The sequence below is a fragment of the Leclercia sp. LTM14 genome, from assembly GCF_023736175.1.
Taxonomy (GTDB): Bacteria; Pseudomonadota; Gammaproteobacteria; order Enterobacterales; family Enterobacteriaceae; genus Enterobacter; species Enterobacter barmai.
The window spans coordinates 91072-105592 of sequence record NZ_JAIKTT010000012.1 but is presented as its reverse complement, the minus strand read 5'-3'; the positions used below and the strand labels follow the sequence as shown (position 1 = coordinate 105592).

Annotated in this window: 5 protein-coding genes and 1 pseudogene; 5 read left to right on the top strand and 1 reads right to left on the bottom strand. The window is 58.3% G+C overall.

Going from position 1 to position 14521, the window contains the following annotated elements:
• Positions 1 to 44: 44 nt before the first annotated feature.
• Complete coding sequence (locus tag K5I40_RS20330; protein WP_251929636.1) at positions 45 to 209, bottom strand: hypothetical protein; 165 nt, start codon at positions 207 to 209, stop codon at positions 45 to 47.
• 490 nt (positions 210 to 699) lie between these two features.
• Between K5I40_RS20330 and K5I40_RS20325 the strand changes: the two genes are divergently transcribed.
• The 5 genes and pseudogenes from K5I40_RS20325 (at position 700) to K5I40_RS20305 (ending at position 13742) form a co-directional block, all read left to right on the top strand.
• A complete protein-coding gene (locus K5I40_RS20325) occupies positions 700 to 6126 on the top strand; it encodes a peroxidase family protein (protein ID WP_223074807.1) in 5427 nt (1808 codons plus the stop codon).
• Between the two features lie 52 nt (positions 6127 to 6178).
• Positions 6179 to 7939, top strand: a complete 1761-nt coding sequence (locus tag K5I40_RS20320) for a type I secretion system permease/ATPase (RefSeq protein ID WP_052246187.1) — start codon at positions 6179 to 6181, stop codon at positions 7937 to 7939.
• On the top strand, positions 7936 to 9270 hold the full coding sequence (locus K5I40_RS20315) for an HlyD family type I secretion periplasmic adaptor subunit (protein WP_138371030.1): 1335 nt from the start codon (positions 7936 to 7938) through the stop codon (positions 9268 to 9270). The genes K5I40_RS20320 and K5I40_RS20315 overlap by 4 nt, the downstream gene beginning before the upstream one ends.
• Positions 9271 to 9689: 419 nt before the next feature.
• Positions 9690 to 10249: pseudogene (locus K5I40_RS20310) on the top strand (YceI family protein).
• Between the two features lie 715 nt (positions 10250 to 10964).
• Complete coding sequence (locus tag K5I40_RS20305) at positions 10965 to 13742, top strand: Ig-like domain-containing protein (protein WP_223074806.1); 2778 nt, start codon at positions 10965 to 10967, stop codon at positions 13740 to 13742.
• Positions 13743 to 14521 lie beyond the last annotated feature (779 nt).

Here is a 14521-nt window from a genome sequence, read left to right as displayed (position 1 = left end):
GTAATATTGTTTCCCAACCGGAAAATTTAAAATAAATTTTCACGCTAAATAACCCCAAATTTTTTAAAGCTGAATAAAAAAAGAATTTCTGAAATATAGACAGCAAGAATAAAGATGTACAACTCCGCGCAACCGGTTTCAACGGTGCGCACCCGCACGCCCGTTGTCGCGCCGGGCATGACAGCTTTTTTAATAAGCAGGCGAAGCAATGTAAATGCCCCTGTGCCGCCTCTTAAATAAATTTAACAACGGCAACAACGGGGTAGAAAAATAATAAATAAACTTTCAGGCGCTCATAAAAAAGTATTATTGTCGGAAGATAAAGACATTCCATAGTTATCTCCATAGCGGGACTGTAACATGTGATAACACTTTTACACATCCGTTAAGCCACGCTAAAACATTGTCATCTCTGTGACCCTAACCCTTTGAATATCTCTGCATATTCGAAGCGCCGAGTCCGTTAGTGATTTTATTTATCTCTCCGCGGGAGGGATAAATAAACTTACCCAAAATTCTTTCCCGACCACCCAGAAATATTGGGCGAAAGCGTATTGTCATTAACGACTTAACACGGAGCACATTAATGCCATCGCAAACATAAAAATCAATCCCGTACGACCCGGCGCATTCTTTTCGCACAATTTTTAAACAGCGAAAACGAATGATGATAGCGATCCAAGCTTGAGGTAATTATTTATGGCCGAACAATATGATTTTACTGTCACGCTGCATGACCTCGAATTTATTCTGAAGCAGATCAAGATCTCCGAATCGGCCACCAAAGCCGACGGGACGATCGACGGCGACGCGCTGCGTGATGCGGTGGGCGACCCGCTTCTCCCCTACGGCATACGTACCGTCGACGGCTCGTGGAACAACCTGATCCCCGGCCAGGAGATGTACGGCTCAGCCGACCAGAATATGCCAAGGCTGGTACCGCTGGATCTGGAGGCGATAAAAAACGACCCCGAGCTGGCTAAATACCTGACCGCCTCCGGCCCGAACAGCATGGTGACGGACGCCGACCCGCGTACCATCAGTAATATTATCTCCGACCAGACCGCCAGTAACCCGGCGGCGGTCGAGGCGGCGGAAGGGCTGAAAGACGCCCCCGGCGGCGGCACCAGCGAGAACGGCAGCCTGTCGATCCCTAACCTCTCCCCGGACGTTGGCCTCTCTCCGGCCTTTAACGGCTGGATGACCTTCTTCGGCCAGTTCTTCGACCACGGTCTGGATCTGATCCCCAAAGAGGGCAACGGGATCGTGTTTATCCCGCTGATGCCTGACGATCCGCTGTATGTCCCCGGCTCCCCGACCAACTTCATGCTCCTCACCCGGGCGAAGGTGGACGCCACCCACAACACCGTGAACACCACCACCCCGTGGATCGACCAGAACCAGACCTACACCTCCCATCCGTCGCACCAGATCTTCCTGCGCGAATACACCTTCATCGATGGCAAACCGGGGCCAACCGGTCATCTGCTGGATGGCGTACACGGGATGGCTACCTGGGGTGAAGTCAAAGCGCATGCCCTGCAGTTCCTCGGCATTCAGCTGACCGATGCGGATATCTTCAACGTGCCGCTGCTGGCTACCGACCGCTACGGCAACCTGATGCTCAGCGCCAGCGGCAAGGTGCAGATCGTTACCGCTCACGGGCTGGTGGAGGCCGACGGCGGACGCCTGCCGCCGGACACGCTGCGTACCGGCCACGCCTTCCTCGATGATATTGCCCATACCGCGGTGCCAAAACTGGACGCCAACGGCAATCTGCTGGCCGATACCAATGATGTGATCGGCGGCGCACCGGAAGCGGGCACCTACGATAACGAGCTGCTCGATCGCCACTTCATCACCGGCGACGGTCGCGGCAACGAGAACATCGGCCTGACCGCCGTCCACTCGGTGTTCCACGACGAACATAACCGCCTGGTGGAGCAGTACAAAGCCACTATTCTCGGGTCAGGCGATATCAGCGTGATCAACCAGTGGCTGATGCCGAACCATCAGATCACCGAGATCCCGGCGGATACCAGCACCCTGGTGTGGAACGGCGAATACCTGTTCCAGGCCGGTCGCTTCACCACCGAGATGGAATACCAGCACCTGGTCTTCGAAGAGTTCGCCCGTACCGTCCAGCCGGCGGTCGACCCGTTCGTCTTCTCGAACACCGCCGACATCAACCCGGCGATCTTCGCGGAGTTCGCCCACGTGGTGTACCGCTTCGGCCACTCGATGCTCACCGAGACCGTGGATCGCACCACCTTTGACATGCAGAGCGACGACCTCGGGCTGATCCAGGCCTTCCTCAATCCGCTGGCCTTCGATAACAACGGATCGCTGGATAATCAGGCGGCCATCGGGGCCATCGTGCGCGGCATGACCCGTCAGGTGGGGAACGAGATCGACGAGTTCCTGACCGGGGCGCTGCGTAACAACCTGGTCGGCCTGCCGCTGGATCTGGGGGCACTTAACATCGCCCGCGGCCGCGACACCTTCATGCCGACCCTCAACCAGGCCCGGGAACAGTTCTTCACCCTCACCGGCAACAGCGAGCTGAAACCCTATGAGAGCTGGGCAGATTTCGCCGCGAACCTGAAAAATACCGCCTCGATCCTCAACTTTATGGCCGCCTACGGCCAGCATCAGCTGATCCTCAATGCCACGACCATCGCCGAAAAACGGGCTGCGGTTGAGTTCCTGCTGTTTGGCCCGGCCGATGACGCCACCCGCGCCGATGCCTTTGATTTCTTCAACAGCACCGGGGCGTGGGCGACCAAAGAGTCCGGCCTGAACATGGTCGACTTCTGGATTGGCGGCCTGGCGGAACGGAAAATGGAGTTCGGCGGCATGCTCGGCTCCACCTTCAACTTCGTCTTTGAGACGCAGATGGAGATGCTGCAGGACGGCGACCGCTTCTACTACCTGAGCCGTACTCAGGGGCTGAACATGCTTAACCAGCTGGAGGCTAACTCGTTTGCCGCGCTGGTGATGCGTAACAGCGACCTCGGCGACGAAGGCTCGTCCCACGTTCACGCCAGACTGTTCATGACCCCGGACCATGTCCTGGAGGTGAACACCGGAGTGCAACTGGGGGCCGATCCAAAATGGGGTAACGCGCTCAAGGACCTGCTCACCCCGCTGGTGATACGTAAAGCGGCCGGGGCGGATGTTGACGGCGACGGCAAAGCGGACGGGGCCTACCTCAAATACTCCGGTCCCGGCCACGTGGTGCTCGGCGGCTCCGCCGGGAATGACACCTTAATCGGCGGCCTGGGCATCGACAGCCTGTGGGGTGACGGCGGTAATGACCGTCTCGACGGCGGCGACGAAGCCGATACCGTTCACGGCGGCGACGGGGACGACATCATCACCGACACCGGGACACCGGTGGGCGGCGCTGACTTCCTGCACGGCGATGCCGGGAACGACGTCATCTTCTCGGGCAACGGTAACGACCTGAGCTTCGGCGGCAGCGGTCAGGACTTTATTGTCGTCGGCGAAGACGCGCAGGAGGTGTTCGGCGGGCTGGATAATGACTTCATCCTCGGCGGCTCCGGCGGCGACGCGCTGCTGGGCAACGAAGGCGATGACTGGATTGAAGGCGGCGACGGCTTTGACTCCCTGACGGGCGAAAACTCCGAGCTGTTCTTTAACAGCACCATCGTCGGCCACGACGTGCTGAACGGTCAGGGCAACGACACCGACTACGACGGCGAAGCGGGCGACGACATCATGGTGCAGGGCGCTGGCATCCAGCGTAACAACGGCATGGCGGGCTTCGACTGGGCGATCCACAAGGGCGACGTGGTGGGGGCCAACTCTGACCTTGGCATCCCGATCTTCGTTAACCAGCAGGAGTTTATCCTGCGCGATCGCTTCGACCTGGTGGAAGGCCTCTCCGGCTGGAAGTTTGACGACGTGCTCACCGGCACCGACCAGCCTGTGGGTACCGCGCCGGTGCAGGGTACCCCGCTCTCCAACAACCTCACCCTGGAAGGTGTCGCCCGCATCAACGGGCTGGATAAGGTGGTCGGCAGCACTCTCATCAACGGGGCCGTGGATGGCGTGGTGCTGAACCCGGACAACGGGGCGGACATCCTGCTTGGCGGCGGCGGCAGCGACCGCATCATGGGTAAAGCGGGTGATGACATCATTGATGGCGACGCCTGGCTGAACGTGCGGATCGAAGTCAGAGACAAACTGGATCCGACCAAAGTGATTAAGAGCGTCGACAGCATGAACGAGCTCAAAGCCGAGATGCTGAATGGCACCCTTAATCCGGGCCAGCTGCACATCGTGCGCGAGATCCTCTATGACGGTAACAAGGGCGAAACCGACGTGGCGCTCTACCGCGACGTAAACGGTAACTACAACTTTACCCGCAACGTCGACGGCAGCCTGACGGTCAACCATGCCACCGTCTCTGCAAACCTGCCGCTGGGTGACGGCACCGACCGCCTGCTCAATATCGAGCAGCTGGAGTTTGGCGATGGCGTGAAGCTGAAAGTGGCCGCGGAAAATGCCACCGGTAACGTCAACATCAGCAGCCAGGCGCCGGGCGTGGGCGATCTGCTGCGGGTCAACACCGTGGACCTGCTGGATGCCAACGGTCTGGCGGACAACCTCCCCATCACCTACACCTGGCAGGCGCTGATTAACGGAGAGTGGCGCGACCAGGCCACCGGCACCGAGTTCCGGGTGGGCAACGGTCTGGCCGGACGGCAGCTGCGGGTCACCGCCAGCTTCACCGACCGGATGGGCGATGCGGAATCCCTGGTATCGGCGGTGACAAGCGCAGTAGGCCCTCGCGATCAACCGACCCAGGGCGTGCCGGTGATCAGCGACCTGACCCCAACCCGCACCCTGGCCCTGACGGCTGACGTGTCGGGCATTACCGATGGCGACGGCCTGACCAACGGCAACAACTTCCGCTACCAGTGGCAGGTGAGTCTCGGTCTGGGCTTCGTCAACATTGCCGGGGCAACGGCCGCCACCTACACCCCAACCCAGGCGATGGTGGAGCAGCGGCTGCGGGTGATCGTCACCGTCACCGACGATGAAGGCAACCCGTCCGTCACCCTCACCTCCGCCCCAACCCAGGCGGTCGGCAACATGCTGGTCGGCACCAACGGCGCGAACACCCTGTTTGGTACCGCGGGCAGCGACTACATCGACGGCGGCGCGGGCAACGACACCCTGTTCGGGCTGGCGGGCGACGACGTGCTGATCGGCGGCACCGGCAACGACGCCCTGGACGGCGGCGCGGGTGCCGACCAGATGACGGGCGGCGTCGGGAACGACACCTACTACGTGGATGATGCGGGTGACGTGATTATCGAGGGCGTCAACGAAGGGACCGACAGCGTCAACGTGACCGCCGCCAGCTACGTGATGGGCAATAACCTGGAAAACCTGACCTACACCGGGACAGGCAACTTCAACGGCACCGGTAACGCACTGGCTAACACCATGACGGGCGGCAGAGGGAACGACACCCTGAACGGGATGGATGGCGACGACACGCTGTTCGGCCTTGCCGGGAACGACATCCTGATTGGCGGCAACGGTAACGACGGCATTGATGGCGGCCAGGGTGCCGACGCCATGACCGGCGGTCTGGGGAACGACACCTACACCGTGGACAACGCGGGCGATACGGTCGTTGAGGGGGCAAACGGCGGCAACGATGCCGTGAGAACCACCCTGACGACCTACACCCTGGCGGAAAACGTGGAAGTGCTCTCCTTTACCGGCATCGGCGGCTTCAACGCCACCGGTAACGCCCAGGCGAACACCATCACCGGCGGCACCGGCGTAGACCGGATCAACGGTGGAGGCGGGAACGACACCCTGACCGGTAACGGCGGCAACGACGTCTTTGCCTTCGGCGCCAGCTTCGGGCAGGACGTGATCACCGACTTCGACAGCAACGCCGCAGGGGGCCAGGACTTCATTAACCTGGCGGGAAGAGGCCTGACGGCGGGCAATTACCTGAACAGCATCTCGGTAACGGCCAGCGGTACGTCGACGGTCCTGAACTTCGCCAGCGGGGAGCGGATCACCTTAATGAACACCACGGTGAGTGCGATAACGGCAACGGACTTCCAGTTCAGTTAACGCACAGCGTAAACCCATAACAAGACCTCATTGATGTAATAAGGAGTGCCCTATGCCGCGCCAGTATAAGTCAACAGAACTGAAAAATGCCCTGAGGGGAACCAGGCCTGCATTTATTACCCTGCTGTTTTTTGGCAGCGTCATAAATATGCTTATGCTGGCGCCGGCAATTTATATGCTCCAGGTGTACGACCGGGTTCTGGCCAGCCAGAACACCACCACCCTGCTGATGTTAACCCTGCTAATCGTCGGGTTATACGTGGTTATCGGGATGATTGAGTTCGCCCGTTCCAGCGTAATGACCCGGCTCGGCAACCGGCTGGACGTCAAATTAAACCAGCTGGTCTTTAATGCCGCCTTTAAGCGCAAAATTGCGACGGGGGATAATAACCCGGCGCAGGCGCTGAACGAGCTGGCCCAGATTCGCCAGATCCTCTCCGGCAACAGCTTATTTGCCCTGCTCGATATTCCCTGGACGCCGTTCTATTTACTGGTGGCGTTCCTGGTGCATCCGCTGCTGGGCTATTTATCGCTGGGCGGGATCCTTATTTTGCTCTGCCTGACTGTCTTAACGGAACTCTCCACCAAAACGCCGATTCAGCAGGCGCATATGTTAAGCGTCAGCAATTCGATCATCCTCAATAAGCAGCTGCAGAACTCCGACACCATCGAAGCCATGGGGATGCTCGCCACCCTGAAAAACCACTGGCTGGAGGGACACAGCAAAGTGATGGTGCTCCAGACGCGCATCGCCGATAAATCTGCGGTTTACAGCAGCCTGAGCCGGTTTGTCCGCGTGCTGCTGCAGTCCATCTCGCTGGGCGCGGGTGCCCTGCTGGTCATCGCAGGCGAGATCACCCCCGGGCTGATGATTGCCGCCTCGATTATCCTCGGTCGCGTGCTGAGCCCGGTGGAGCAGATCATCGGCAGCTGGAAGCAGTTTGTGCAGTTTCGCAGCGCGTGGAAACAGCTGACGAAGCTGCTGGAGGAGTACCCGGCCCCCAAAGCGAACCTCACCCTGCCGACGCCGAAAGGCATCATCAGCGTCGAAGGGATCTTTGCCGCCCCTCCGGGGCAGAAAATCGCCACCCTGCGCAACGTCTCGTTCCAGCTGGAACAGGGCGAAGTGCTGGGGATCATCGGGCCGTCCGCCTCCGGCAAAAGCTCGCTGGCGAAACTGCTGGTAGGCGTGTGGCACCCGCTAAGCGGCAAAGTGCGGCTCGACGGGGCCGACATCTGCCAGTGGGATAAAAACCTGCTTGGCCCATCGATGGGCTATCTGCCGCAGGACGTGGAGCTGTTTGACGGCAGCATCGCCCAGAACATCGCCCGCTTTGGGCCCGCCGACAGCGAACTGATTGTCGCCGCCGCCCAGCTTGCCGGGGTCCACGAGATGATTTTACGTCTGCCGCAGGGCTACGACACCCCGCTTGGCGCCAGCGGCCATCAGCTCTCCGGCGGGCAGCGCCAGCGCATCGGTCTGGCGCGGGCGGTGTACAACAACCCGGCCTTTATCGTTCTTGATGAGCCCAACGCCAACCTCGATGACGCCGGGGAGATGGCCTTAATCAAAGCGATTACCGTCCTGCGCGAGCGCGGGCAAACGGTGGTGCTGATCTCCCATCGCCCGACCCTGCTCGGGGTGGTGAATAAAGTGCTGCTGATTAATGAAGGTGCCGTCCAGGCATTCGGCCCGCGCGAACAGGTGTTTGCCAACCTGCGCCAGGCCAACATGCTCAAATCGGTTCCTGTCGCCCCCGCCGCGGAAGGCCAGCCAGAGACCCAACAACCACCCCGTGAGGCATTATCATGAAAAACGATAACAAGAGCTCAGCAATGCCAGACGCCGAGATTGTCGATATCAATATCTGGCCGCCGTTGATTCGCGGTCTTGCGGTAATAATCATTGCGGTCGGCGGCTTTCTGCTCTGGGCGGTAAAAGCCCCGCTCGATGCCGGGGTGGTGGCCGACGGCACGGTGACGGTCTCCAGCAACCGCAAAACCATTCAGCATCTCAGCGGCGGTCGGGTGACCGACATCTATATGAAAGAGGGCGAAGTGGTGAAAAAGAACCAGGTTCTGATGCGCCTCGACACCCTGCAACTGGACATGCGCTACAGCGCGTTAAGCGCCCAGTATATTTCGGCGAAAACCAGCGAGGACCGTCTGCTGGCGGAGCGCAACGGCGACGACACCATTACCTTCAGCGACGGGCTGCTGAAAAACTTTGCCGGGAATAAACGCCTGGCCGAGAGCCAGCAGCTGCAGGCCAAACTTTTCGAGACGCGGCGCAAGAACATTCAGGACGAGCTGTCGATGATCGACGAGTCCCTTGACGGTCTGGTCGGGCAGACGGAGAACCTCAATAAAATTAAAGGCTACCGCGAGCATCAGTTCAATCTTATCAACAAAGAGCTGGGGGCCATCCGGGCGCTCAGCGAGAAAAACTACTACCCGAAAGCGCAGCTGATGGTGCTGGAGCGCGAGGCGGCGGAGATCTCCAGTACCGTGTCGGAGGATATTCTCAACATCGCCAAACTGAAATCCCAGCAGAACGAACTGCGGATCAAAGCCTACCAGGTGCAGCACCAGTACCTGCGGGAGGTGGAGTCTGAATTAACCCTGAAACAAAAAGAGGTGGCGATGCTGGAGGACGAGCTGCAGTCTACCCGTCACGAGCTGGATAACACGGTGATCCGCTCCCCGATTGACGGGGTGGTGCTCGACGTCAAAGTCAGCACCGTGGGCGGGGTGATCCAGCCGGGCGAACACCTGATGGATATCGTCGCCGCCGGACAGCCGCTGCAGATTGACGCCAAAATCCCGGTGCAGGCGATTGATAAAATGGCCCCCGGGCTGACCGTCGACGTGATGTTCCCGGCCCTGAACCACGCCCTGCTGCCGACGGTGCCGGCCCGGGTGCTGACGGTCTCGGCCGACCGCCTGACCGATAAAGTGACACAGCAACCCTATTATCTGGCCGAAGTGCAGGTCTCCCCGGAAGGGGTGCGCCTGCTGCGCGATCACAAGATCAAAGCCGGGATGCCCGCCAGCGTGACGATAAAAACCGGAGAGCGCACTTTCCTGAGCTACCTGTTTAAACCGCTGATGGCAAGGCTGGAGCTGGCGTTTAAGGAGATTTGACGCGGTGAAATGCCGGGGGCGCTTCGCTTGCCCGGCCTGGAAGGTCTGAGGATGATGCCTAACGCCGGGGGCGCTTCGCTTGCCCGGCCTACAGATCTGGTTTCGTAGGCCGGGTAAGGCGTAGCCGCCACCCGGCGATGTCTTACCGGTGCGGCCTGATCCCCTCACCCCAGCCCTCTCCCATAGGGAGAGGGAGCAAACATTAAAAACGGCAACGTCGTTGCCGTTTTGCATTTACCTCCGCCCCAAAAACTTTCCAGAACTGTGACCTCACCACAAACGCATAAATGACAATGCCCTGAAAACCCTTGCCGACGCGCTTGCGCCTTTCTACGCTTATCTCACGCAGGGCAACCCCTTACACCGAATAAACCTGCCACCTGATGCGTTAACTTTTATCTGTGAAAGGGAGAGCCCCTATGCTGCGCCTCGTTCTTCTGCTGGTCGTCACGCTCGTTTGCCCGTCGCTCTACGCGGCTCCCCTGGTATACACCATCGACACCCAGAAGACCGCCATCAAACTGTCGTGGCGCGCGTTCGGCGGGATCCGTCGTGGGCGAATCTCAATGGCGTGACGGGGACGGTGACGCTGAACCCGGACAACGAATTTGACGATCGTATCCAGGTGACGGTTCCGGTCGCCACGCTTAAGGCCTCCAACAACCTGCTCACCTGGCAGCTGAAGAGCAACATGTTTTTTGACGCCGCGCGTTATCCGACCATCACCTTTTCCAGCACCCGGGTGGTGAAGCTCAAAGAAGATCACTACCGCGCGTTCGGCACGCTGACCGTGCGGGATCTTAGCCGTCCGGTGATCCTGGAAGCCACGCTCGATCCCCTGCCGGGTGAGGCGATCGCCCTGCACGCCACCACCGCTATCTCACGTTCGGCCTATAAGATGGATCGCTTTGCGCTGGTGGTTGACGATCGCATCGCCATTGCCATTGATATCCAGGCGAAACCGTCCCGCGCCTTATGACAGCGCGGCCTGATATTCACTTTATTCGATAATATTTATTAATAATTGACCCGGCAAAAACCGTATATTTACTCTATACTGCCTGACCACAAAGTGCGACAAGAGATAAAATAATACGAACGTCGTAGGGCGCCCCACAAAATACGTTATTTACAGGAATAAAAATCATACTTTTGTATTATTACAAATCTCATCGGCAACTCTATTAGCTAACCTGAAAAAGATGTCAACACCGCAATTAAGAATCACCCGGCCTTTATAAATATAATGCACATAATACTGCCCTGCTCCGCATTTAATTAATAAAAACGGCAATTTTATCGCGATAAATTGTGATCGACCGCAATCTCCACAACCTGAAATCTCTATGAGATAATCACCGCAAAGCCACGCCCGGCAAGGCCTGCGGACTTATCACCCTCTGTAAATCGCCTTCTTAACTGTGCTACATAAAAGGTGAACGATCGGCTATCCTTTATTTCACCGCTTCGTCATTTGCGCTTTTAGTCCTTTCTGTCTATATCCTTTTAAAGCAATAATGAGACGCTAACAATATTAATAACAGGGATGACAAACCTGTCCGGCAGCACAAAAAACATTACAGCAGGTCACTATTTCTAACAAATAGTGTCTCCTTCGGGACGCTTAAATTCTGCTGACCAAAAACGAATTTATACACACAGCATGTCATTACACTCTGGTGGGAGTAATACAAATGAGTAAATTCACTGTCATCTCCAGACTGACGCATCAAGAAACCGTGGCAGAAGGCAACCAGATCGTTCTGGGCGAAGATTCCGTCATTAAGCTCCAGGCTGGCAGGGGTGATATTGCCAGTTATTCCCGCAGCAATAACGATCTTCTGGTCAGAATGACCAACGGCGAAACCGTGACCCTGAAGAACTATTACGTCAACAACCACAAGCTGGTGCTGGATGAAAACGGCGCGCTATGGTGGATTGACGATCCGCTGGCGGTGGAGCGTTACCAGTCGATCCCCTCCACCGATGCGCTGATTGCGGGTAACGTCAGCAACTCATCAAGTGATACGCCAATCTGGCCGTGGGTGCTGGGCGGCGTGGCCGCAGCGGGCGGTATTGCCCTGGCAGCAGGCGGAGGTGGCGGCGGTGGTGGCGGCGGTGGCAGCGATCGAATCGATCCGGGTCCGGCCGTGCTGGATACCACGCCACCCGGCGCGCCGACCAACCTGCACTTCGCCAACGGTAACACCCAGCTTCTCGGCAGCGCCGAAGCCAACAGCACGGTGACCATCACCGATGCCAGCGGTAACGTGGTGGGTAAAGCCAAAACCAACGGCAACGGCGAGTTCACCGTCGAGCTGGGTACGCCTTACACCAACGGCGAAACCCTGACGGCGAAAGCCACCGACGGCTCCGGCAACGTCAGCCCGCCAACCAGCATTACCGCGGCGGACACCACTGCCCCGGATGCGCCAATGATCATCATTGCTGACGATGACGTCGGCAGCATCACCGGGGCGCTGAACAGCGGCGGGACCACCGACGATCCGCGCCCGGTCTTTAGCGGCAGCGGCGAGGCCGGTTCGACCATCACACTCTATGACAACGGCAAAAACATCGGCAGTACGGTGGTGAACAGCGACGGCAGCTGGACGTTCACGCCCGCCTCCGATCTGGCTGAAGGTCTGCATCAGATCACCGCCAGCGCCACCGACCCGGCAGGCAATACTGGACCGGACTCCGAAGACTTTATCCTCACCATCGATACCATTGCGCCAGATGCGCCGGTGCTGCAGGTGATGGACAGCGTGGGCAACATCCAGGGGTTCGTCACCTCCGGCGGCTTTACCGATGCCACCCAGCCGGTGCTGAGCGGCACGGGCGATCCCGGCAGTACCATTACCCTCTACCATAACGAGCTGCTGCTGGCGGAGATCATCGTCCCGGACAACGGCTCCTGGAGCTACACCCCTGTTGAGCCGCTGATTGAAGGGGAGCACAGCTTCACCCTGACGGAGACGGATGTCGCGGGCAACCTGAGCCCCACCTCCGCGCCGTTTGAATTTACCGTTGACCGCACGCCACCGGCCGCGCCGAGTGGCCTCGCGATCAATGCCACCGGCACCATCCTCACCGGCAGCGCCGAGCCCAACTCGACGGTCACGGTCACCAATAACCTGGGCGAAAGCCTCGGCACCGCCACCGCCGACGTCAACGGAGCGTTCACGCTGACCCTGACTACCCCGCAGACCAACGGCGAAACGCTGAGCGCCGTTGCCACCGACCGGGCGGGTAACGAAGGCCCTGAGGCCCCGCTGATCGTACCGGATACCACCGCCCCGGCGGCGCCGACCGCCCTTGTCGTCGCCGAGACGGGGGACAGCGTGAGCGGTGAAGCGGAAGCCAACGCCCGCATCTCGATTCGCGACGCCACCGGCCAGGAGATTGGTACCGGCACCGTGGAGGCCGACGGCAAGTTCAGCGTCAACATCTCCCCTAACCAGCTCAACGGCGAAGTGCTGACGGTCTACGCCTTCGACACCGCCAATAACCAGAGTCCACCTGCTCAGGCCACGGCTAATGACTCCACGCCGCCGGCCCCGCCTGCCGGACTGGATGTTTCCGACGATGGCCTGGCGCTCACCGGCACTGCGGAAGCGGGCAGCACCGTGGTGATCATGGAAGGCACCAATAAACTCGGCGAAGTGGTGGTTAGCGAAACGGGGAGCTTCTCCTTCACGCTGCCTGTCGCCAAGCTGAACGGCGAGATCATGAGCCTGACCGCCACCGATCACGCGGGCAACACAAGCGATCCGAGCACGGTTGAAGCCGATGACATCACGCCACCGGCCACACCAATCATCACCAACGTGGCGGATAACGTGCCGGACATAACCGGTACCGTGGTGAGCGGGACCTTAACCGACGACCGCACGCCGCTGATCTCCGGCACAGGTGAGATCGGCACCAAAATTTTTGTCTACAGCGAGGCCATTCAGATCGGGATGACGGAGGTGGATTCGTCGGGCAACTGGTCGTTCCAGGTGCCCGCCAGTCTGACCGATGGGATCCACTCCCTGACCGCCGATGCCGTTGACCGCCGGGGCAATCACAGCCTGATCTCCGAGACCTGGACGATAGACGTTGATCCGGCGGCCCCAAATCCGCCGACCACCACGACGACCGCCACGGCGTTTGCCCTGAACGCAGAGCCCACGGGTGAAACGCTGATTTACAACGTGCTCAGCGACAACGGCGGCGATCACGTCAGCAACTTCTCGCTGGCGGAGGGCGATAAAATCGACATCAGCCAGCTGCTGGTGGGGTGGAATGGCGATCGCGGCACGCTGGGGGAATATCTCCAGGTCAACAGCAGCGATGGCAACACGGTGATCAGCATCGACCGGGATGGGACGGGCACCAGCTATGCTCCGGCCACGCTGGTGACGCTGGACGACGTCCAGACCACCTATGAGGAACTGGTGAACCAGAATCACATTATTACCGGCTAGTACGGACGATCCCCTCTCCCTGCGGGGAGAGGGTTAGGGTGAGGGGCGTCAGGCCGCACTACAGCGCCGTCGGGCAAAATAACGGGCAAGGTATAAAAATAACTCCCCTCAAATCAATAAATATCCTGACATTTATCACAATAATATCATTGCTACTAAATACCCTGGTTGCCTTAACTTATACCCTCATCTATATAGCACAACACTTTATTATTTCAACCCCTGTAATTCACCCCTCCAAAATATATCATACTGACTATCAAGTTCATTACCGCTTAATTATTAATTCAGCCGCGATGAAATATTCACCAAGGTTATTTCATCATGCATAACATTCCCATCTTATTAAATTTCCAGAATAAAACCGCCGTCACGCCTTGGTTCAGACGCCCAGCGAACCCGCACCGCGCCTGACCCCTTCTTTACCCCTTTGTGAAAAAATAACATTTTCAATCCTGCTAAACACTTATTCATCCCGGCTTAATTTGCGCTTCTGGTACTTTCTGGCTATATCAAAGTTAGTCAATCACGAATTCTCGCTATTATTTAAGACAAGGATTTTACCGCCAAAAATATATACCCAACCGAATTACCCATTAAGAAGCTAGGGCTATATACCGCTGCCACCATCGCTATATCGGCAGCCCGTAATCACTTTTAAATAATTACCCTGGGTCACTGTTTTAAATAAACACTTTCCCTTCGGGTGGAGCTCAATCTGCTGAAAAGAAATGGCTAAAAATGCGCGCCATTTCACTGCACACTGCCGGGAGTAACAC